Source organism: Paramagnetospirillum marisnigri (assembly GCF_001650715.1).
Lineage (GTDB): Bacteria > Pseudomonadota > Alphaproteobacteria > Rhodospirillales > Magnetospirillaceae > Phaeospirillum > Phaeospirillum marisnigri.
Map to the genome: position 1 here is coordinate 107,582 of NZ_LWQT01000131.1, position 23,752 is coordinate 131,333.

The following is a 23,752-nucleotide window of genomic DNA, read 5'->3' on the forward strand; positions in this document are numbered from 1 at the left end:
CTCAGCGCTCGCGGAAGGCTTCGTGACGCAGCTTGAGCACCGGCTTGATCAGGAATTCCATCACCGAACGGGTGCCGGTATGGATTTCCACCGTGGCCTGCATGCCGGGGCTGATCAGCCGCTTGGCCGCCTCCTCGCCGATATAGGCGCGGTCGGTCTGCACCACCACCCGGTAATAGGGCTGGGCATTGGGGGTCTGGGGCACGGTGGTGTCGGGGGCCACCAGGATGACGTCGCCCTCCAATCCGCCATAGGTGGTGTAGTCATAGGCGCTGATCTTCACCGTGGCGCGCTGACCGGTCTGGACATAGCCGCGGTCCATGGGGCTGAGACGGGCGTCGATCTGCAGGCGCTCGTGCAACGGCACGATCTCCATGATGGGATCGCCGGGCCTGACCACGCCGCCGATGGTGTTGGCCCGCATGTTCTTGACGATGCCGTCGATGGGGCTGGTGACGGTGGTGCGGCGCTGCTGGTCGGTGGCCTGGCTCAGCAGTTCGCGATGGCGGGCGATATTCAGCTCCACCTCGGCCATCTCGCCCTGGGCGGTGCGCTGGAAGCGGGCCTGCTCCTCCTCCAGCCGTGAGCGCGCTTCCTGCTGGCTGGCCTGGGCGCGGGGGATGGAGGCATGGATGCTTTCCAACTGCCCCTTCAGGTCCTCCACCTGGCTTTCCATCTGGACATGGTCCATGCGCGACGCCAGGCCGGACTTCACCAGATCCTTGGACATGGCGAAGCGTTCCTGGGCCAGGCGCAGGCTGGTGGTGATGGAGCGCTGCTTGGTCTCGTATTCATGGACTTCCAGCCCCTTGCCGCGCACCTGTTCCTGCAGCACCGAAAGCGTGGCCTTCAGGGCGGCGCGCCTTGCCTCGAACGAACGGCGCTCGGCTTCCACCAGGGAGTGCTGGCGTTTGGCCTCGGCCTCGGGAAAGATCAGCGGCTCGCCGGTCAGCTCGGCCTGGAGACGGGCGCGTTGCAGGGTATAGCCGTCGAGGCGGACCTGGAGTTCTTCACGGTTGAGGGAACTGACCGGCAGGTCGATCAGCATCAGCGGCGCGCCTTCGCGCACCACGTCGCCATCGGCCACGTGGATTTCGCGCACGGTGCCGCCTTCCAGATGCTGGATGACCTTGACCTTGCCCTCGGGCACCACCTCGCCCTCGGCGATGGCGACCTCGTCCAGTTGCGCCAGCATGGCCCAGGCCAGGAAGATGGCGGTGAGCGTCATCACCGCCCGGGCCAGCGGCCGCCAGGTGGGCAGGGGATAGGAATTGGCCAGACGGTACAGCCGCATGCCGTGCTGGGGGGCGTGATAGTCCTGCTCGGGCGCGGGCTCGATGGGGTGGAGCGAGGGCAGGAACCAGTGGACGGTACCGCGAACCAGCCGTTGGGGCAGGGCCAGCAGGCCCTGGGGGCGCTTGTCCGGATCGGCGTCGGGCGCGGCGAACAACCAGGCGATGAAGCGACCCAGGGCGCCCAGGCGCTGGGCCAGCAGGGCGGCGGTGGAAGGCGGCGGTGGCGGCGGTCCGCCGCCGGGACCGGGGGGGGCTCCGGGAGCGCCACCGGCCATGGCGGCCGCCAGCATCTGCATCATCTGTTCCTGGCTGATCTGCGGCTGCACCGGATCGGCCGGGACTGGTGGGGTGGTCTGGGGCTCGCTCATTGGCCGCCCCCCACGCCGATGCGCACCCCGCCCAGGGGCTGGGAAGGCTGGGAACTGAAGCCCTGGGGGGGAACCGGCGGCTGGGGCGGTTGTGGCCGCACTCCGAACAGCCGTTGCAGGGTTTCCGCCGCCGGACCCGCCGCCGCCACCGTTCCCTTGTCCAGCACCACCACGTCGCGGCAGATGGGCAGCAATACCGGGCTATGGGTGACGACGATGACGGTATGGGTCTTGGCCAAGTCCGCCAGGGTGGCGCGCAGGTCCTCTTCCGCCTGGCGGTCCAGGCTGGCCGAGGGCTCGTCCAGCAGCAGCACCGGCGGGTCGCCGATCAGGGCGCGGGCGATGGCGATACGCTGGCGCTGTCCGGCCGACAGGCGTGACCCCGCCTCGCCGATGGGGGTGCCGTAGCCGTCGGGCAGGTCGACGATGTACTGATGCACGCCCGCCACCTTGGCGGCTTCCAGGATGGCCTCGTCGTCGCAGCCCGGCGCGCCATAGGCGATGTTGTCGCGGATGGACGCGTTGAACAGCACGCATTCCTGCGGCACATAGCCCATCCAGCCCGCCAGCTCCGCCCGGGTGAACTGGGCGATGTCCGAGCCGTCCAGCAGCACCCTGCCCTTGGCGGGGTGATACAGGCCCAGGATGATCTTGAGCAAGGTGGTCTTGCCGCTGCCATTCTTGCCCAGGATGGCGGTCATGCCGTTGGGGCGGATTTCCAGCCGGTCGATGGCCGAGGCCGCCTGGCTTTTCTGGTCATAGGCGAAGGAGATGTCTTCCAGCGTGATCAGGCCGGTGGGGCGCTCGCGTTTGATGGCGCTTTCGCGGCGCTCCTCGCCCTCGGCGAAGACCTCGCCCAGGCGCTCCACCGATTGGCGGAACGAGGCGAAGGTCTTCCAGGCGCCCACCAACTGGTTGATGGGGCCATAGAGGCGCGAGGACAGCATGTTGCAGGCCACCAGGGCGCCCATGGACAGCTCGTGGTCCATGATATAGATGGCGCCCACCGTGGTCAGGGCGGCGCTGCCCAACTGGGTCAGCATCTGGCCCACATTGACATAGGCGTCGTTGGCGGCGCCGCGCTGGATGGACTGCTCGATGGTGCCCGCCTGCTTTTCCTCCCATAGCGGGCGGATGGCGCGGTCCAGGGCCACCGCCTTGACGGTGGCGCGTCCGGCGATGATCTCGGCCACCAGGGCGTCGCGGGCCGACTGGACGTTCCTTTCCTTGCCGCTGCTCTCGGCCATGGCGCCGCCCGATTTCCAGGCCAGCACCAGGAAGGCGGCGAACATCACCAGGAACACCACCGCCAGCGGCTTGCCGATGACGAAGATCACGCCCAGGAAGATCAGGACATAGGGCAGGTCGGCCAGCAGGGTTGCGGTGGCGCCCGACACGGTGTTGCGGATGGTGTCGACGTCGCGGAACAGGGTCTGCCAGAACGAGGCCGGGCGGCTTTCCAGCGCGCGCAGCGGCAGATGCATCACCTTGTCGAACAGCTTGGTGCCGATTTCCACGTCGATGCGCAGCGCGGCGGTCTGCATGATCCGCCCGCGCGAGGTGCGGATGATCCAGTCGAAGGCCAGCAGGCAGCCGACACCGATGGCGAGCCCCTTCAGGGTGGCCATGCCGTTATGGCCGATGACGCGGTCATAGACCTGCATCACGAAGATGGGCACCGCCAGCGCCATCAGGTTGATGAACAACGACGCCGTCAGCAGCTCGCGCATCATCGGGCGCAGCGGCTCCAGGATCGGTTTCAGCCAGTCGGTCTTGTCGGTGTTCATGACGCCCTGATTTGGGCCCGAGGCGAGGCCCGATGCAAATGGAAAGTGACGGGAGGATGAACAGGAATAGATGGATTCTATATCCCTGATTTGATATTTGTCAGGTTACAAGCGGCCGTGGCCCAGGGAACGCTCGGCCATAACAGCCAGGGGGACACGGGAATGGGCGGCAATTTGAAAATCGGACAGCGCTTATGGCTGGGCTTCGGCGTGCTGTGCGCGCTGATCGCCGTGGTGGTTGGCACCATCGCCTTCGAGGCCAGCGGCGTGCGCTCGGCCACCGAGCGCATGATCGGATTCCGCATGCCTGTGGCCCAGACCAGCACCGCCATCGAGGGCGAGATGTTCGCCTCGCTGGCCGCCCTGCGCGGTTACCTCCTGACCGGCAATGACAGCTTCAAGCAGGAGCGGGTCGATGCCTGGGCCGAGATCGACCACCACATGGCGGGCATGGACGACTTGGCCAAGCGCTTCACCAATCCCCGTAATATCGAACTGTGGAAGGAAGCCCGCACCCTGCTGCTGGGGCTGAAGGCGGCCCAGGCCAAGGCCGAGGCCCTGGGGCCGGGGCCAGACGCCGTCTCCGTCCTGGTCTCCGAGGCGGTGCCGCGGGTGCGTCGCCTAGTGGTGGTCTTCCAAGGCGAGAAGGGAGCCAACGGCCGCCGCTCGGGCGGCATGATCGACAACCAGCAGCGCATGCTGAACGACGATTCCCAGGAAGTGGATTCCCTGGTGGGGATGATGGTGACCATTTCGGTGGTGGCGCTGGTGATCGGCCTGGCTGCCGCCATGCTGATCGCCAACCGGACCGCCGCCAGCATCGTGCCCCCCTTGGCCGCCATGACGCGCGTCATGGAGAATCTGTCCAAGGGCGATACCTCGGTGGAGATTCCCGCCCAGGGACGTGGCGACGAGGTGGGGGAGATGGCTTCCGCCATGGTGGTTTTCCGCGCCAATCTGATCCGCCAGCGCGAGTTGGAGGAAGCCCAGCGCCGGGCCGACGAGGCCAGCCGCCAGCGGGCCGCCCGCATCGAGGCGCTGACCAATGACTTCGACCGCGCCGCCGCCGAGATGGTCAACCATGTGGCCTCGGCGGCGACCCAGTTGCAGTCGACGGCCAGCGCCATGAGCTCTACCGCCACCCAGACCAGCCATCAGGCCACCACCGTCGCCGCCGCCTCGGAAGAGGCTTCGGTCAATGTGCAGACCGTGGCCGCCGCCGCCGAGGAACTGTCATCCTCCATCGCCGAGATCGGTCGTCAGGTCGCCCATTCCAGCCAGATATCGCGCAGTGCGGTGGGGCAGGCCTCCGAAGCGGGCCAGGCGGTCAACCAATTGGCCGAGACGGTTCAGCGCATCGGCGAGGTGGTGAACCTCATCAACGATATCGCGTCCCAGACCAATCTGCTGGCGCTCAACGCCACCATCGAGGCGGCGCGCGCCGGCGAGGCGGGCAAGGGCTTCGCCGTGGTCGCCAACGAGGTCAAGACCCTGGCCAACCAGACGGCGCGGGCCACCGGCGAGATCGGCACCCAGATCACCGCCATCCAGGATCAGACCCGCCGGGTGGTGGACACCATCGGCAGCATCGTCCAGGTGATCGAGGAAATCGGCGAGATTTCCAGCCATGTGGCCGATGGGGTCAGCGCCCAAAGCGCCGCCACCCAGGAAATCGCCCGCAACGTGGAGCAGGCGGCGGCCGGGACGACGGAAGTCAGCAGCAATGTCATCCAGGTGCAGGCGGCGGCCGATCAGACCGGCTCGGCCTCGCGCGAGGTGCTGGACGCCTCGCAGTCCCTGGCGCGGCAGTCCAGCAGCCTGAAGGGCACCATCGACCACTTCCTTAACGACGTGCGCACGGCGTGATGGGCGGGAAGGAGGCGGGCGAAGGCGCCCGCGCTCCGCTAGCCTAGCGACTCCGTCTCGCCTCGTAGGCCTGAAGGTGGCAGCGGGCGAGGCGCAGGGTCGGCGCCGCCAGGCCAGAGGCCCTGGCGCGGTCCACCATGTCGCCGATGATGTGCTCGCCCTCGGTGCGGCCCCCCGCCTCCAGGTCGCGCAGCATGGAGGCGGTCTGGCGCGAGGCCGGATCGGTGACGAAGCCCAGAGCCAGATCACGGGCGGCCTGACGCGGCGCATGCCCGGCGGCGGCGGCGATGGCGGCGCATTCCTCGAACACTTCGCGGGTGATGGCCTCGCCCTCCGACGTCGCCATGATGGCGCCCACATCGGCCCGCATCAGGCAGGTCATGCCCGCCAGGGTGGCCAGCAGGGTGTATTTCTCCCAGGCCTCCTGCATCAGCTCCGGCGAATGGACGCTGGTGAATGCCGCCTTGGCGAAACTGGCGGCAATGGTCTCGCTGCGCGGGCTGGTGCCGCCGTCACGCTCGCCGAAGGTGACGCGGTTGATGGTGTTCATCACCACCACCTCGCCATCGGGACCCAGGGTGGAGAAGATGTGGCACAGCCCGCCCAGCACCTTGTCGCGGCCGAAGGCGGCGTCCAGCGGCCCGTAATGGGCCAGGCCGTTGAGGATGGGCAGCACGGTGGTGTCCGGCCCCACCGCGGGGGCGACGGCGGCGATGGATTCGGCCAGATCATAGGCCTTGCAACTAAGGACGATCAGGTCCCAGTGGCCCGACAGGGATTCGGCGGTGACGGTCTTGACCGGAAAGGCGGCATCGCCGGTGGGGCTCTTGATCACCAGTCCGGTCTCGGCCAGCTTGGCGGCGCGCTTGGGCCGCACCAGGAAGGTGACATCCTCGCCAGCCTGGGCCAGCCGCCCGCCGAAATAGCCGCCGGTGCCTCCGGCCCCCAGAATCAGGATGCGCATTCTCGTTCTCCGGTATTACCAGTGCCGAGGCTAGCCAAGCCGAGGCCGCGCGGCAACGAAAAAGCCCCTCCCGTGGGGGAGGGGCTTACTTCAGGATAAGGTCCTATTCCGCCGCGTCGGTCTTGGGCGGCGGCGTCACGTCGGGGGCTCCGGCGAAGCGGCGCAGCATGGCGAAGCGACGGCGGATATTGGACTCGGCGTGGTCCACCAGACCGCGATAGCGCTCCGGATCGGCCCGTTCCACCATCTGGAAGCGGGCCTCGCCCTTCATGAACTCGTCCAGCTTGCCGTTGGGCTCCTTGCTGTCGAGGGTGAGGGGGCTTTCATTGGTGCCCAGCTTGCGCGGGTCCCAGCGATAGAGCGGCCAATAGCCGGCATCCACCGCCATCTTCTGCTGGTCCAGGCCATGGGCCAGGTCATAGCCGTGGGCGATGCAGTGGGAATAGGCCACGATCAGCGACACGCCCGGCCAGGACACCGCGTCCTGGAAGGCGCGCACCGTCTGCACGTCCTTGGAGCCGAAGGCGATATTGGCCACATAGACGTCCTCATAGGCCATGGCCATCATGCCCAGGTCCTTCTTGGGCAGGGTCTTGCCGGCGGTGGCGAACTTGGCCGAGGCGCCGATGGGGGTCGCCTTGGACTGCTGGCCGCCGGTATTGGAATAGACCTCGGTATCCATCACCAGGATGTTGACGTTCTTGCCCGAGGCGAAGACGTGGTCGAGGCCGCCATAGCCGATGTCGTAGGCCCAGCCGTCACCACCGACGATCCACACCACCTTTTCCACCAGATAGTCGGCCACCTGCTCCAGGCGGCGCGCCAGCGGGTCATTGACGCCGGAAATGGCCCGGCGCAAATCCTCGATCCGCTTGCGCTGGACCCCAATCAGCACCTCGGTGGACTGGTCGGCATGGAAGATCTCGTTGGCCAGGATTGAAGGCACCTTGCCCGTCGAGGCCAGGGCGGAAAGCAGGATGCGGGCGTGTTCCTTGTGGCGGTCGAGGGCGAGGCGGAAGCCAAAGCCGAATTCCGCGTTGTCCTCGAACAGCGAATTGGCCCAGGCCGGTCCCCTTCCCTCGTCATTGACGCTGTAGGGCGTCGAGGGCAGGTTGCCGCCATAGATGGACGAGCAGCCGGTGGCGTTGGCGATCATCAGCCGGTCGCCCCACAACTGGGTCATCAGCTTGAGATAGGGAGTCTCGCCGCAGCCCAGGCAGGCGCCGGAGAATTCGAACAGCGGCTGAAGGAACTGGGCGGTCTTGACCGAGGGTGTGCCCAGCTTTTCCTTGTCGACCTCGGGCAGGGCGCGGAAGAAGTCCCAGTTGATCTTCTCGGCCTCGATGGTGTCGGTCTTGTCGACCATCTTGAGGGCGAGGCGCGACGGGTCCTTCTTGTCCTTGCCGGGGCAGACCTTGACGCACAGCGTGCAGCCGGTGCAGTCCTCGGGCGCCACCTGGATGATGTAGGAATCGCCCTTGAACTCGCCGCCGCGATAATCCATGCGCTTGAAATCGGCGGGCGCGTTGGCCATGTCGGCCGGGCTGGCCACCTTGGCGCGGATGGCGGCATGGGGGCAGACCAGGGCGCATTTGTTGCACTGGATGCACGGCCCCTGGTCCCAGACCGGGATTTCGGCGGCGATGTTGCGGCGCTCGTACTGGGCGGTGGCGGTGGGCCACACCCCATCGACGGGGAAGGCCGAGACCGGCAGCAGGTCGCCGTGGTTGCCCAGCATCATGGCGGTGACCCGCTTGACGAAGTCGGGCGAGTAGTCCGGCACGATGGGCGGCTTGGCCCGGCTGGAGGAGGCCTGGGCCGGGATGGTCATCTCTTCCAGGTGGTGCAGCGTCTGGTCCACCGCCTCGAAGTTCTTGGCGACGATCTTTTCCGACTTGCGGCCATAGGTCTTCTCGATGGCCTTCTTGATATGGCCGATGGCCTCGTCGCGGGGCAGCACGCCGCTCAGCGCGAAGAAACAGGTCTGCATGATGGTGTTGATGCGGTTGCCCATGCCGGTGGCCAGGGCCACCTTGCGGGCGTCGATCACATGGACCTTGACCTGCTTGTCGATGATCTCCTGCTGGACCTCGCGCGGCATGTGGTCCCAGGCCTCGTCCTTGGAATAGGGCGAGTTCAGCAGGAAGGTGGCGCCGGGCTTGGCGTAGCGCAGCACCTCGTACTTATCCAGGAAGACGAAGTGGTGGCAGGCGACGAAGTCGGCCTCTTCCAGCAGATAGGCCGACTGGATCGGCTCGGGGCTGAAGCGCAGATGCGAGATGGTGATGGCGCCCGACTTCTTCGAATCATAGACGAAATAGCCCTGGCCCTGGAACCCGGCGTTCTCGGCGATGATCTTGATGGAATTCTTGTTGGCGCCCACGGTGCCGTCGGCGCCCAGGCCGAAGAACACCGCGCTCTTGACCTTGGGCTGGTCCAGGCGGAACGAGGAGTCCACCGCCAGCGACAGATGGGTGACGTCGTCCAGGATGCCGACGGTGAAGCGGCGCTTGGGCTTGTCCTTGGCCAGTTCGTCATAGACCGCCTTGACCATGGCGGGGGTGAATTCCTTGGAGGCCAGGCCGTAACGGCCGCCGATCACCACCGGATCGGCCAGGGTGGTGACGCGGCGTCCCTCCGCCTTGGCCTCGGCCAGGGCGGCGACCACGTCGAGATAGAGCGGCTCGCCGACGGCGCCGTGTTCCTTGCAGCGATCCATCACCGCGATGGCTCGCGCGCTGGGCGGAATGGCGGAGACGAAGGCGTCGATGGAGAACGGGCGATACAGACGCACCTTCAGCACGCCCACCTTCTCGCCCCGGGCAACCAGGGCGGCGGCGGTCTCGTGCACCGTCTCGGCGCCCGAGCCCATGATGATGATGACCCGCTCGGCCTCCGGGTGGCCGACATAGTCGAACAGCTTGTAGGCGCGGCCCGTCAGCTTGGCGAAGCGATCCATCTCCTGCTGCACGATGCCGGGACAGGCGTCGTGCCAGCGGTTCCTCGCTTCCTGCATCTGGAAGAAGGTGTCCGGGTTCTGGGCGGTGCCGCGGAGCGTGGGATGGTCGGGAGAGAGCGAGCGGTCGCGATGGCCCTTGATGGCCGCGTCATCCATGAGCGAATGGAGGTCGTCGTCGGTCAGTTCCTCGATCTTGGCCACCTCGTGCGAGGTGCGGAAGCCGTCGAAGAAATGGACGAAGGGGACGCGCGAATGCAGCGTCGAGGCATGGGCGATGGCGGCCATGTCGTGGGCTTCCTGCACCGAAGCGGCGCCCAGCATGGCGAAGCCGGTCTGGCGGCAGGCCATGATATCGGAATGGTCGCCGAAGATGGACAGGCCATGGGTGGCGACGGTGCGCGCGCTGACATGCATGCAGAACGAGGTCAGCTCGCCCGCGATCTTGTACATGTTGGGGATCATCAGCAGCAGGCCCTGGCTGGCCGTGAAGGTGGTCGCCAGCGATCCCGCCTGGAGCGCGCCGTGGACCGCGCCGGCGGCGCCGCCCTCATGCTGCATCTCGGCCACTTCCGGGATGACGCCCCAGATGTTCTTCTTGTGCTCGGCCGCCCACTGATCGGCCAGTTCGCCCATGGTGGACGACGGCGTGATCGGATAGATCGCCGCAACCTCGCTGACCCGGTAAGCCACGGAGGCGCAAGCCTCGTTGCCATCGACCGTGATCAAAGCCCTTTTCGCCATATCGGCCCCACTCTATAGCTGCGTTGTCTTAAACCTCCCCCTGGCCCGGGAGTCTGCGCTCTCCATCGGTCGGCCAAGGGACCGGCAGAATAGACGGCGCCCCCGATTCTCCGCAAGTCCCTTACGAAAACGGCCTTGAAGAAGTAATAATATTTCCAAAATTCGGGTGGGCGACGGGGTGCGTCCGTTCGGTCCTACCATTGCGGGCGTCCGTCATGATAGACAGATCAAATCCGCTTGGCATTGAAATTTCGGATGGGCAGCGATGGCCGGTTCCGCGATTACCGACTGGGAAATCATCCAGAACACCGATCTGGTGAGTTCCATGATGGACGTCATTCCCCATCCGATCTTCTTCAAGGACAAGGATGGGCGCTATCTCGGCTGCAATCAGCAGTTCTGCGCCATGTTGGGGGTCGAACGTGAAAACATCCTGGGACGCACGGTGTTCGAAGTGGCGCCATCGGACCTAGCCCAGGTCTATCACGATGCCGACATGAAGCTGATGGCCGAAGGCGGCACCCAACGCTACGCCTCGTCGGTTCGCTATGGCGACGGTATCGTGCGGCGCGGCGTCTTCTTCAAGGCGGTCTATAACGACACTGCCGGCCATCTGGCCGGGTTGGTCGGCATGTTCTACCCGATGGAGTTCCTGCTGGACGTCATCGAGATGTAGGGCTCGGGCTCAGGCCGCCTGGAACAGCAGCCCGCGGCGGCGCTGCAGTTCGGTGGTGGCCAGGCCCCAGATGCGCGACCCCCTGACCCTGGTATCGGCGACGATGCGCTCCACCAGGGACATGGGGATGTTTCGGATCCATTCTTCAAGCACGGCGGCTACTCCAGTCTGTTTATGCTGCGGTGCACAATCAACATATTGCGGCCTGTTCGGAAAAAGCCACATCCTTTCCGGCAGGGGTCCCATGCTTCCGGCGCAATGGTCATACCTAAGGTCAGGGCTGTGATTTTTCCTTTGCACATCGTCCCCGAGTCGGTTCAGAGTAGTCCAGTGAACCCCGGACCTCATTGAGGCCGGGATTTTTTTTGCTCAAGGAGCTGCGCGATGGCCGACCAGAACGACACCAATTCGCCCAATACCGAAAACTCCGGTAGCGGCGAAAATGCCCAACAGGCGTTGGACGATCTGACGGTATTGCAGAACGTCGAGAACCAGACGCTCGGCGATACGCGCCTTAATGTGGCCCGGCCGGTGGATGTCAGCGACACCTCGCTCGGCAATCTGGCCAATGTCCAGCAGGGCTCGCGCAGCGCCCCGCAGGTCCAGGATGTCGGTGCCATCACCGGCGGCGTCAGTGTCGCGCTTGACGTCGCCATCGAAAGCACCCAGGGCGGGACCACCAAGCCGGTCGAGTTGGAATCCACGCCGGTGGACACCGTCGAGGAAACTCCGGTGGTCGAAATCGAGGCGCAGTCGGCCAAGCCGCTGAACGTGCGCGCTTTCGACGATCTGGCCCGCCCGGACGAGACCTTCAAGCCGCAGGAACTGCCCGAGGGGCGCCCGACCGAAGTCGATGCTCCCGATGGCGTGGTGACCGGCGGCATCCAGCAGGCCGTGGTCGAGGAAGCCCCGGTCGTCGAGGAAGCCGAGCAGCAGGAGACCATCAACACCGCCCCTGACGCGCCGGAAATCACCATCGATACCGGCGAGGCCGAGAATGTCAGCCCGGAACTGACCGGGGCTTCTCTCTACTCGCTGGAAGATACCCCTCGCAGCTTCCGTTTCGGCGTGTCGGCCTCGGATGCCGATGGCGACACCCTGACTTTCGCCATCACCAATCCCGCCCATGGCAGCATCACCCAGAACGCCAGCGGCGAATACATCTACAATCTGGAAGGCGACTGGAACGGCACCGATTCCTTCACCGTCACCGTCGATGACGGTAACGGTCATTCGGTGTCGAAGACCTTCTCGGTCAATATCGAAGGCATGGCCGATGGCGCCACCATCACCTCGGTGGACTCGGTGTTCATCCAGGAAGGCGGCCAGTTCGGTCTCGACCTCAATGTGGTCGACGCCCACTATAACGAGGATGTGACCGGGGTCAGCCTGAACGGCGCCCCCATGGGCACCACGCTCACCATCGGTGACGAGGTTATCGCCCAGAACGCCGATGGCAGCTTCTCCCTGAGCGCCGACCAGGCCAATTCGCCCAACCTGTCCATCAAGCCGCCGGAAGATTTCTGGGGCAAGATCGATCTGGTGGTGGAAGCCACCGCCGTCGATCATGGTGCCCAACTGGCCGAGCACGCCACCGCCATCACCTCGCGGACCATTTCCATCGAGGTCAATGCTCCGCCGGAAGTGGCTGACCAGCTCGCCAGCGTGGACCAGGCCTCCACCATCACCGGCACTATCAGCGCGGTGGATCCCGACAGCGAGGCCCTGACCTATCATCTGGTGGATGCCACCGGCCAATTGGTGGACAGCATCACCAACGAGCACGGCACCATCACCATCGATGCCGATACCGGCCGCTATACCTTCACCGCCAATGACGACACCCGCGCCCTGGCCGCCGGGGAAAGCATCACCGATCTGTTCGATATCCAGGTCAGCGATGGCGAGGGCGGTGTCACCACCGCCTCGTTCGACGTCACCATCGACGGCGCCAATGATGGGCCGGAAATCGAGGCCGTGACCCTGGCCGGCGGGGCCGAGGATACCTCCGTCATCATCCGTGCCAGCGACCTGTTGCAGGGCGCTACCGATCTTGATGGCGATACCCTGTCGGTGAGCAGTCTCAGCGCCACCCACGGTACTGTTGTGGACAATGGTGACGGCACCTTCACCTTTACCCCCGATGCCAACTACAACGGCGCGGTTGAGTTCAGCTACACGGTGTCCGATGGTAACGGCGGTACCGCTACCGGTGAAACCAGCATCGATCTGGCGTCGGTCAATGACGGCCCGACCAATGCGGGCGTCGACCTGGGCGACATGGCCGAGGACGGCTCGATCACCTTCACCCGTGACCAGCTGCTGGCCAATGCGTCGGATATCGACGGCGACACGCTGTCGGTGAGCAATCTGTCGGTGGCCAATGGCCAGCTGACCGAGAACGCCGACGGCACCTTCACCTTCACCCCCGACGCCAATTTCAACGGCTCGGTCGAGGTGACCTATACGGTCTCGGACGGCCAGGGCGGCACGGTTGCGGGTTCGGCGACGCTGGACGTCAACGCGGTCAATGACGGCCCGACGGTGTCCGGTGACGTCAGCCTGGGCGCGGGCACCGAGGATCGCTCGGTGACCATCAATGCCCGCGACCTGCTGGGCAATGCCAGCGACGTGGACGGTGATACCCTGTCGGTGAGCGGCCTGAGCGCCAGCCACGGCACCATCACCGACAATGGCGACGGCACCTTCACCTTCACCCCCGAGGCCAATTACAGCGGCGGCATCGACCTCAGCTACACCGTGTCCGACGGCCAGGGCGGTTCCACATCGGCCAGCGCCAGTTTCGATCTGGCGGCGGATGCCGATGCGCCCATCCTGTCGGCGTCGAACATCAGTGTTGATCTCGGCGCGGGCCAGGCCCAGACGCTGAGCGGCACCGCCAATGCCGATACCATTTCCGGCGGTTCCGGCAATGACGTGATCAATGGTGGCGCGGGCAACGACGTCATCTATGGCGATGGCACCGGGACTGTCACGGTTCCGCTCAACATCTCCGACCGTTTGACCGATACCGATGGCTCGGAAAGCCTGAGCAGTGTCACCATCAGCGGCTTGCCCGCCGGGGCGACCCTGTCGGCCGGAACCCAGAATGCCGATGGCAGCTGGACTTTGTCCTCCGACCAGCTGAGCGGTCTGACCGTGACCAGCACCGAGGGCAGCAATCTGCACCTGACGGTGAGCGCGGGTTCGGTGGAAGCCTCCAACGGCGACACCGCGACCACCACCACCAGCTTCGACGTGACCTTCACCGGCACGGCGGCGGGCAACGACACCCTGTCGGGTGGCGCGGGCTCCGACCTGCTGGACGGCGGCGCGGGCAACGACGTGCTGAACTTCTCGGCCGATGGGTCCTGGAGCGGCGGCTTCGTCGCCAAGAATGTCGGCGACATGCAGCATGGCGGCACTAACGAGACCTTCGCCATCGCGGGCGACAATCAGAGCCAGGACGTGTTCCGCGGCGGCGCCGGTACCGACACCATCGTCATGGGATCGGGCAATGACGCCCTGTTCCTGGATGACGGCTACAGCGCCTCGCCGACCGGCGGCGCCCGCATCGACGGCATCGAAAGCATCAATGCCGGTGACGGCAACGACGTGGTCGATCTGACCTCCAACCGCTACGCGGTGGGCGACACCGCCATCGATGGCGGTTCGGGCAACGACGTGCTGATGGCCAGCCAGGGCAACGACGTCATCGATGGCGGCAGCGGCAACGACTACCTGTACGGCGCGTCGGGCAACGACACCCTGCGCGGCGGCGAGGGTGCCGATACCCTCAACGGCGGTTGGGGCAACGACGTGATCGACGGCGGCGCCGGAAATGATACCGGCGTGTTCGTGGCCGGTCAGGGCGGAAGCGACGTCTATGACGGCGGTTCGGGCACCGACACCTTCAAGGTGCAGTTGACCGCGGCCCAGTATACCCCGGCGGTCCATGCCGAGTTGCAGCAGTTCGAGGCCTTTGTCGCCAATCCGGCCAATCAGGGCCAGAGCTTCCACTTCAACACCCTTGGCGTCGATGCCAAGAATTGGGAAGGCGTCAAGGTCGTGGTGGATGGCCGCGAGGTCAACCTGGAGAACGCGCCGACCATCACCAATGCGCCGTCTTCGACCACCGACGAGGATCACACCAAGAGCGCGACCATCACGGCGGCCGATAGCGATCCGGGCGACACCGTCACCTATTCGCTGGTGGACGCGGCGGGCAACAAGGTTTCCAGCCTGACCACCGAGCACGGCACGGTCAGCCTGAACGCCACCACTGGCGAATACACCTTCACCCCCAATGCCGATGCCCAGCATATGGGCGTGGGCGCTTCCGTCACCGACAGCTTCAAGGTTGTGGCCACCGATAATCACGGCGTGTCCAGCGCGGCCTCCACCGTGGGCGTCACCATCACCGGCAGCAATGACGGCCCGACCGTGACTCTGGCGGGCGGCTCTGGGACCGAGGATCGTGTGGTGACCGGTACGGTCTCCGGCCACGACATCGATACCGGCGATACCATGGCCTATCACGTTTCCGGCGGTGTGGCCGATGGCCAGGGCAACGAGGTGCTGACCACGGACCATGGCACCGTCAGCCTGAACACCAGCACGGGTGAGTACACTTTCACCCCCGATGCCAATTGGTCTGGCAATGACAGCTTCAGCGTCACCGTCTCGGACGGCCATGGCGGCAGCGTTACCCAGGCGGTCAACCTGAATGTGGACGCGGTGGCCGACGCCCCCGAACTCAGCCTGGAACTGGGGACCGGTTCGTCGGTGACTCTGCCGGGCGAGACGACGGAAGTGACCATCACCTCCGCCAACATGCTGGCCGGGGATAGCGGATTCTCGGTGTCGGCGCTCAAACTGGACGGTTCGGCCGGAAACCTTTCGAGCAACCAATATGGCTTCGGTGTCGCTGGTGGCGCCTCGGGCGATTCCGCTGAACTGGGCCAGTCGCGCGGCAGTTCCGAGAAGATCGTGGTCGAATTCGACAACGATGTCTCGTCTGCCGATGTCTCGTTCGGTTGGCTGGCGAGCAACGAGCAGGCCCATTACGACCTGTACAAGGACGGCGTGAAGGTGGGCGAGGGGACGGTGAGCGGCATCACCGACAGGGTCGATCCGACCATCAGCGTCAGCCCCACCAATGGCGGCAGCTTCGATCAGATCGTTTTCTCGGCGCCCAGCGGCGGCGACAACGACTACATGATCAACTCCATCAGCTTCCAGGAAGCCGAGCCCGGCGACCGGGTCGTCGACTATCCGCTGAATGTTACGGCCAGTCTGACCGATGCCGATGGCTCTGAGAGCCTGGCGGTCAGCCTGAACGGCCTGCCCGAGGGCGCGATCATCATGGACGCTCTTGGCAATGTGGTCGGGACGGATGCCGGCGATGGCACCTGGTCGCTGCCTGGCGGTCAACTCGACGGACTGACCCTGCGGGTGCCTGCCGATAGCGAAGGCTTCACCCTGGGCGCCACCGCGACTTCGACCGAATCCAGCAACCAAGCGTCGGCCTCGACCTCGGTCAGCGTCACCGTGGAAAGTCATAACAATGATCCGACGGTAACCCTTGAGGGCGGAACCGGCACCGAGGACAACGCGGTGACCGGCCAGGTGGTCGGCGCCGATATCGATGTCGGCGATACCCTGGGCTTCCATGTGGATGGTGGCGTCTCGGATGGACAGGGCAACGAGCTTCTGACCACCGACCACGGCACTGTCAGCCTGAACACCAGCACGGGCGAGTACACCTTCACTCCCAATGCCAACTGGTCGGGCGATGACAGCTTCAGCGTCACCGTTTCGGACGGCAACGGCGGCAGCGTCACCCAGAGCGTCGACGTGCATGTGGATGCGGTGGCCGATCAGGCCAGTGTTTCCGTCGCCATCGGCGACGGCACCGTCGAGCCGGGCGGCAGCTTCACCGTCACCAACCATGACGGCGAGGCCGGGTATCACAATACCTACGGCTATTACGTCATGGACGATAATGGCAACCCGGTCAGCGGCGAGGTCATCTGGAAGGATGTCCATGACACCAACGGCCAGTCGGTGACCATCGAAGGCGTCGATCCCGACCAGGTGGGCTTCTTCATCATCCCCAATGGCGACCAGAACGGCTCGATCCGTGACGGTTCCGACATTAGCTTCTCCAAGGATGCCTCGGGTAATTGGCAGGTTTTGGACGGCAACGGACGTGCCTTGTCGGGCACCGGCACCAAGGTTCTGTTCGACAATCCGGCGCTGAATTCCGATCGCCTGACCCATATGGAAGACACCAGCAAGGATGGTGGCAACCAGAACTGGGAAGACCTGAACGGCGGCGGCGACCGCGACTACAACGATCTCAACATGTCGGTGAGCTGGAACGAGGCCGAACCGACCTCGACCCATCCGCTGACCGTGTCGGCCAACTTCCCCGACATGGACGGCTCGGAAGGCCACACCGTCACCATCAGCGGCCTGCCGGAAGGTGCGGTGCTGATGCAGGACGGCGTGGTCCTGACCCCGGGCGCCGATGGCAGCTACGCGCTTGATCCCACCGATCTGGCGGGTCTGACCGTCACCACGCCCGCCGGGTTCAGCGGCGAACTGAGCGTCGATGTCACCGCCACCGCGGCGGACGGCAGCTCCATCGCCAGTTCCTCGGCCAGTGCCGAGGTGACCCTGGATCTCGGCAATGACGGCCCCGATGCCGGTGCGGCCGAGAGCGTGACCACCAACAAGAACGTCACGGTCAGCGGCGAGGTGGAAGCCACCGACACCGATGGTGACCAGCTCAACTTCAGCCTGGCCACCGGTAATGACGGTCCGCAGCATGGCAGTGTCGTGCTGCAGCCCGATGGCAGCTTCACCTATACCCCGTCCACCAACTTCGTCGGCACCGACAGCTTCAAGGTGGTGATCGATGACGGTCATGGCGGCAGCACCGTCGAGACCGTCAGCGTCACCGTGGCCTCGCCCAATGCGGCGCCGGTGATCGATCTGGCCAACACCACCACCTCGGTGAGCATCGACACCTATACGGGTGACGGCAGCGCCGAAGGCGACGTGGACGCCACCGACGCCAATGTCGGCGACGCTGTCAGCTATCATCTGGTCGACGCGGCCGGTCATCAGGTGGACAGCCTGACCACCGCCCACGGCACCGTGACCATCGACAGCGCCACCGGCGAATACGTCTTCACGCCCGCCGAGGGAACCTCGCTGGGCGCTGGGCAGAGCGTGGTGGACACCTTCTCCGTCGTGGCCGTGGACAACCATGGCGCCACCTCGACCCCGGCCGAAGTGTCGGTGCGGGTGACCAATAGCGATATCGGACCGGTGGCCACCGATGACTCCGCCATCGATACCGTGGCGCAGGGCGCGGCCCTGTCCGTCGATATCGGCACTGTGAACGTCATCGAGGGCACTCCCGCGGAAGCGACTGGCTGGGATGGGCTGGATGCCATGGGCGATCCGACCACGGCCGCCGCGACCACGACCTATGGCAGTGATCTCAACTCGGCCCTCAATTTCAATGGCAACACCACCGACCTTGTCAGCGTCGGCCGTGACAACAATTCCAGCATCAGCACCGGCAACGGTGATGATCAGGTCACCATCGGCCGCAACGTCAATGCCAAGCTCGATCTGGGCAACGGCAACAATGCCCTGGATGTCGTTGATGATGTCAACGCCTCGGTCTCCGCCGGTTCCGGCAATGATACCGTGCGGGTGGGGGATGACCTGAACGCCAGGATCGATCTGGGTAACGGCGATAACCGGCTCGAGATCGGTGGCGATGCCAACGCCTCCATCTCCACCGGGTCCGGCTCCGATGACGTGAAGATGGGCGGTTCGCTCAATACCAAGGTTGAACTGGGCTCGGGCGACGACGATCTGGATGTCGGCGGCGATGCCAATGCCTCCATCGTGGCGGGTGAAGGCGATGATCGAGTCCTGGTGGACGGCGACATCAATTCCAAGGTCGAGCTGGGCGCGGGCGACGACTACCTGAAGGTCGGCGACGATGCCTGGGCGTCGGTCGACGCCGGTTCCGGCAACGACACGGTCCAGATTAGCGGCGATATCTCGTCCAAGGTCGATATGGGCTCGGGCGACGACCACCTGACCATCACCGGCCAGAATTTGTGGGCCACGGTCACCGGCGGCTCGGGTACCGACTCTATCGAGCTGACCGGCGTCACCAAGGCGCAGTGGGATGCCAACACCAACGGCATCAAGGGCTACGTCAAGGACTTCGAGAACATCAAGTTCTCCGACGGCCAGGTGATCGGCGACGCCTCGGCGTTCGAAACCGAGGGCGGTACCCCCGACACCTACCAGTATCCGCTGACCATCACCGCGACCTTGAACGATACCGACGGTTCGGAAAGCCTGTCGGTGGTGACCCTCGACAATATCCCCGAGGGTGCGACCCTGATGCAGGGCGACAGCGTGCTGAGTGCCAATCAGGACGGCAGCTACTCGGTCAATGTGACCTCCGGCCAGCCGGTGGAACTGACCGTGGTCAGCAACGAGCCGCTGGATCTGTCGGGGATGACCACTTCGGTCACCTCGGCCGAGGATCATGGCGGCAATACCGCCACCGTGACGGTGACCGGCGAGGGCGTCAATGCGGGCGATACCACCGCCGATGAGAGCATCAAGGTGTCCGAGGGCGGCCGTCTGACCATCTCGGCCACCGATCTGCTGGCCAACGACTCCGATGCCAATGGCGATGCCCTGAGTATCACTTCGGTTGGCTTGGCCAATCACGGCACGGTTTCGCTGGATGCCAATGGCAACATCGTCTTCACCGCCGATGAGGGCTATAGCGGCGCCGCCAGCTTCGACTACACCGTGTCCGATGGCCATGGCGGCTTCGACACCGCCCGGGTTTCCATCAACGTCACCGACTCGGGCGATGACGGACAGCCCATCGGCTGGGGCAATGGCGGTGGCCGTGACGAGAGCTGGGGTCCCGATGGGTCCTGGACCGTGGGCGGTAGCGGTGGTGGCAGCCATAGCGGCGGCGGCCATGGCAACAACGGTTGGGGCAACGGCGACCAGGATGCTCCTGGCGGTTCCGGAGACCACAACAATGGCGAGAACGGCAGTGGCGGCGGCAGCCATGGTGGACGTGGTCGCGGCGGCCACAGCGGCGGCGGCCACAGCGGCGGCGGTCATAGCGGCGGCGGACACAGCGGCGGCGGACACGGCCATGGCGGCCACAGCGGTGGCGGTCACAGCGGTGGCGGTCACAGCGGTGGCGGTCACAGCGGTGGTCAGGTCGGCGACGTCACCTATGCTTCCGACGACGCCAGCAATTGGGGCAACGGCTGGTATGCGGCGGATGTCGGCAATGGCGGGCATGTCGGCTCTGGCGATACCATCTCCATCACCGGCTACAACCGTCACGACGAGGTCTATAGCGGCGAGGCGGGCGAGACCCTGGTGGGGACCGAGGGCAACGACTACATGTCGTTGGAAGGTGCCGATGGCCAGCAGAAGATCTTCGGCTTCGACCACATCCAGTTGGGTGACGGCGACAACGTCATCCTCGACATGACCTCGACCCGCTACGACTACGGCGACTTGACCGTGGCCGGTGGCTCGGGCCATGACGTGATCTGGTCGTCCTCGGGCGATGATCTGCTGGTGGCCGGCGATGGTGGCAACACCATCCATGGCGGTGGCGGTGAGGACACCATCGTGGCCGGTGAAGGCGCCGACCTGCTGATGGGTCAGGATGGCGGCGACACCTTCCTGTTCGACTTCGGCCTCGGCCATGACACGGTGAACGGCGGTGCCGGTGGCAACTGGACCGACACCATCGACCTGTCCACCAATATGAGCGATGGTGCCACCATGACCATCAGCGTCGGTGGCAACAGCTGGACGGTGGAAACCGATGGCGACCATCAAGCCGCGGGCGAGTTGCAGTTGGGTCAGGACAAGGCCGGTACCATTACCGTTCACTCCGACCAGGGCGACCAGACCATCGAGTTCACCAACATCGAATCCATCAAGTACTAACCTTCCCGAGGTCAGGATCATGGGCCCGCTCGCCGAAAGGCGGCGGGCCCTTTTTCCGAGGAAATTGCATGGATGCCTTGATTGTCCCGCCGGTGCCCCGCCTGATGGGCTGGAAATTTCATCGCAGGCTGGCCTCGACGGACTTCTCGGAAATTTGGCTGGTTGAGGATGTGGCGCTGGGGCGGCGGGCCGCGGCGAAGATCTTCGCGCCCAAGCCCGACGAGCACGGCATGGTGCCGCCGTTTCCCGTCGAGGAGTGGCGGCGTCGTTTCATCCAGGAAGCCCGCATCATGGCCCGGTTTGATCACCCCAACATCGTGCCGGTGATGGCGCTGACCGCCTTGGCCGATGGGCGGCCCTGCCTGTTGATGCAATGCATGGGGGGGACGCTACGCCGAGAGATCGGCATCGATGTCTTCGACCCCGGGCAGATCGGAGAGATGAGCCCCGAGGATCGGCCGCGTGCCGTCAGACCAGGCCGCACCCGGCAGGTCCTGCTGGATGTCCTGGCGGCCCTGGTGGAAGTGCATGGCCAGGGGCTGGTTCACAGGGACGTCAAGCCGCGCAACCTGTTGCTGGTCGATGGGCCGGGCAGCCGGGTCAAGCTGGCGGATTTCGGCATGGCCAAGGCGCCGGACGAACCCCGCTCCAAGACCGCCATCTGGTTTGGCACCCGCGACTATATGAGTCCGGAGCAATACGCCAATACCACCCTGGCCACGGATCGTTCGGACGTGTTCTCGGTCGGGGTGATCGGTATCCGCATGCTGACCGGCCGCTTTCCGGATCGGGAGTTGCTGGCGGCGGTACCCGGACTGGCGCCCAGTTTCGCCGATCTGCTCTGCGAGGCGCTGGTGCGCGACCCGCTACGCCGTCCCAGCGCGCGCGACATGCTGCGCCGCCTCCTTGCCCTGCCGCCATGACGGTCTTGCACCACGCCAGTTCGCGGGCGCATGATGACGGTGTCGCGCCCATGGACGAACTCCGATGATTTCCTCGGTTTCCCTCGCTACCCTTGCGACCGGTCTTGAGGCCCAGAGCCGGGTTGCCAATACCGCCGCGACCAATATCGTCAACGCCACCACCCCCGGCTATCAGGCCGAGCAGGGGCAATTGGTGTCGCGGCCACTGAACGGGGCGGGCTATGTCCCCTTGCCACCCGAGGGAGAGGTGGACCTGGGCACCGAGATGGTCAATTTGGTTCTGGCCAAGACCAGTTACGGCGCGGCGGCCAAGGCTTTTGCCCGGATCGCCGAGACCGAGTCCAAGGCATTGGATACCCTGGCCTGATCCAGGGGGCTCGACCGGTCAGATGGGATGCGCCGGCAGGGTGAAGCGCACGGTGGTTCCCAGCCCCCGCTGCGATTCGGCCCAGATACGGCCGCCGTGACGCTCGACGATCTTCCGGCACAAAGCCAGGCCGATGCCGGTTCCCTCGAAACGGTCACGGGGATGCAGCCGCTGGAACAGGCCGAAAATCCGTTCAAGATAGTCCGCCTCGATCCCGATTCCATTGTCGGAAATGGCGAATTCCACCATGGGAGCGTCGGGGGATATCTTGGCTTCGATGGTAACCATGGGGGGGCGGTCCGGGTGCCGGTACTTCACCGCATTGGCGATCAGATTCTGGAACAGGCTTTGGACGAGCACCGGATGGCCGAGGATGGTGGGCAAGGCGCCAATCTGGATGGTGGCCCCGGCGTCCCGGATGGCTGTATCCAAGGCGGCGATCGCCGCGCGCGCCAAGGGCTCTGAATCATGGACTTCCGGCTGGGTATCCAGCCGCCCGGCGCTGGAATAGGCCAGGACATCCGTAATCAGGGTCGACATTTGCTTGGCGCCACGGACGGCATAATCAATGAACTCGTCGGCCTCGCTATCCAATTGGCCCCGATAGCGCCGGGCCAGCAATTGCAGGAAGCTGGTCACATTGCGTAGCGGTTCCTGCAGGTCGTGGGAGGCGGCATAGGCGAAATGTTCCAACTCGGCATTGGCGGCCGCCAGATGGGCGGTGCGCTCCTCGACCTGGGCTTCCAGCGTGGCGTGGCTGTCAGCCAGTTGCCGGGTCAGAAGCAGGGCGGCGGCGGCGCGCCGGTCATAGAGCAGGGCGATGGCGATCAGGGCCGAGGACAGGATGCCCAGCGCCACCCCCTGGAACAGGGTGTCGCGCCGCCAGTTGGCCAGAACCGTATTCTTGGTGATGCCAACGGTCACCACCAGCGGATAGCGTTCGAGGGCACGATAGGCGATGATCTTGTCATTGCCATCCGTGGGGGCGACGAAGCGGGAGACCCCCGATCGCTGCTTTGGCAATAATTCCTGAAAGATCGGGGTATTGGGAAACGCCTTGCCGATATACTGGTCGTGGCCCGGGACACGGGCCATCATCACGGCGTCGTGCCGGAATACGGCGGCCCCCCCTTCGTCCTCGATCACCACCGAAGAGATGCGGTCACGCAGCGCCGAAGGCTGGTAACCGGCGACGATCACTCCCGCGAAGCCGCCATCCAGGGCCGTCAAGGCACGGACCACCGGTATGCTGAGCCGATCCGAGAAGCGGCTGGGCAGGGGCCTGCCGATAAGGAACTTCCGCTGGGGAAACTGGGCCTTCACTTCCTCGAAATAGTGACGGTCGGCGATGTTGGTCCGCCCCTGTGGCAGGCGGGCGGGTTCGCGCGAAATGGTGGGGCCGATCACGTCGCCATTGGCATCGGCCACCACCATGGCGCTGATTTCCGGCATGCCGCTCAGGCGTGCCCGAAACCATTCATACTCGGCGGGATCGATTCCCGACATCACATCGATGCGAGCGGCGGCTTCGTCCAGCAGGAATTCCGCGGCCCGCATGGCCCCGTCCACCTGGGATTCCGAGGCGCGGGCCAGGGAACCGACCAGAATCTCTGCATTGGCCAGCTCCCGTTCGCGGTTTTGCCAGCTTTGCCAGGCCCACAAGGAACAGATGGACAGCACAAGAATGGCCGCAACCACCCTGGCGCGCCAAATCCAGTATTCATTCCGCTTATCAGTGGAGATTCTGCTGTGCATCAAAGTGTTCCAAAAT

The 23,752-nt window shown here is 65.1% G+C and carries 11 protein-coding genes; 5 read left to right on the top strand and 6 right to left on the bottom strand.

Annotated features, from left to right (window positions below):
• Position 1: 1 nt before the first annotated feature.
• Together A6A04_RS21175 and A6A04_RS21180 are read right to left on the bottom strand one after the other, a co-directional pair.
• Positions 2-1,663 carry an HlyD family type I secretion periplasmic adaptor subunit gene (locus tag A6A04_RS21175; RefSeq protein WP_082915117.1) on the bottom strand — a complete coding sequence of 554 codons (1,662 nt, stop codon included), beginning with the start codon at positions 1,661-1,663 and terminating at the stop codon, positions 2-4.
• Positions 1,660-3,450 carry a peptidase domain-containing ABC transporter gene (locus A6A04_RS21180; protein ID WP_068496005.1) on the bottom strand — a complete coding sequence of 597 codons (1,791 nt, stop codon included), beginning with the start codon at positions 3,448-3,450 and terminating at the stop codon, positions 1,660-1,662. Before A6A04_RS21180 ends, A6A04_RS21175 begins: the two co-directional genes overlap by 4 nt.
• Before the next feature lie 174 nt (positions 3,451-3,624).
• Between A6A04_RS21180 and A6A04_RS21185 the strand changes: the two genes are divergently transcribed.
• Positions 3,625-5,316 carry a methyl-accepting chemotaxis protein gene (locus A6A04_RS21185; protein ID WP_082915130.1) on the top strand — a complete coding sequence of 564 codons (1,692 nt, stop codon included), beginning with the start codon at positions 3,625-3,627 and terminating at the stop codon, positions 5,314-5,316.
• Positions 5,317-5,359: 43 nt separating this feature from the next.
• Here A6A04_RS21185 and panE read toward each other — a convergent pair whose 3' ends face one another.
• Complete coding sequence (gene panE / locus A6A04_RS21190; protein WP_068496007.1) at positions 5,360-6,280, bottom strand: 2-dehydropantoate 2-reductase; 921 nt, start codon at positions 6,278-6,280, stop codon at positions 5,360-5,362.
• Between the two features lie 103 nt (positions 6,281-6,383).
• Complete coding sequence (nifJ, locus tag A6A04_RS21195) at positions 6,384-9,980, bottom strand: pyruvate:ferredoxin (flavodoxin) oxidoreductase (RefSeq protein WP_082915118.1); 3,597 nt, start codon at positions 9,978-9,980, stop codon at positions 6,384-6,386.
• 265 nt (positions 9,981-10,245) lie between these two features.
• Here nifJ and A6A04_RS21200 point away from each other — a divergent pair, with 265 nt between their 5' ends.
• On the top strand, positions 10,246-10,656 hold the full coding sequence (locus A6A04_RS21200; protein ID WP_068496008.1) for a PAS domain-containing protein: 411 nt from the start codon (positions 10,246-10,248) through the stop codon (positions 10,654-10,656).
• A 9-nt stretch (positions 10,657-10,665) separates the two neighbouring features.
• On the opposite strand, the gene A6A04_RS22600 is transcribed toward A6A04_RS21200, so the two are convergent.
• The gene (locus A6A04_RS22600) at positions 10,666-10,809 is read right to left on the bottom strand and encodes a hypothetical protein (protein WP_156612732.1); all 144 of its coding nucleotides are present in this window, start codon (positions 10,807-10,809) and stop codon (positions 10,666-10,668) included.
• A 231-nt stretch (positions 10,810-11,040) separates the two neighbouring features.
• Here A6A04_RS22600 and A6A04_RS21205 point away from each other — a divergent pair, with 231 nt between their 5' ends.
• From A6A04_RS21205 to A6A04_RS21215, 3 genes are all read left to right on the top strand, one after another.
• Positions 11,041-20,691, top strand: coding sequence for a tandem-95 repeat protein (locus A6A04_RS21205; protein ID WP_068496009.1), 9,651 nt, complete (start codon positions 11,041-11,043; stop codon positions 20,689-20,691).
• Positions 20,692-20,759: 68 nt separating this feature from the next.
• Positions 20,760-21,614 (top strand): serine/threonine-protein kinase, encoded by an 855-nt coding sequence (locus A6A04_RS21210; RefSeq protein WP_068496010.1) that lies wholly within the window; start codon positions 20,760-20,762, stop codon positions 21,612-21,614.
• Between the two features lie 64 nt (positions 21,615-21,678).
• The gene (locus tag A6A04_RS21215; RefSeq protein WP_068496011.1) at positions 21,679-21,981 is read left to right on the top strand and encodes a hypothetical protein; all 303 of its coding nucleotides are present in this window, start codon (positions 21,679-21,681) and stop codon (positions 21,979-21,981) included.
• Between the two features lie 18 nt (positions 21,982-21,999).
• Here the strand turns inward: A6A04_RS21215 and A6A04_RS21220 are convergent, their stop codons facing one another.
• Positions 22,000-23,679 carry a sensor histidine kinase gene (locus A6A04_RS21220; RefSeq protein ID WP_068496012.1) on the bottom strand — a complete coding sequence of 560 codons (1,680 nt, stop codon included), beginning with the start codon at positions 23,677-23,679 and terminating at the stop codon, positions 22,000-22,002.
• Positions 23,680-23,752 lie beyond the last annotated feature (73 nt).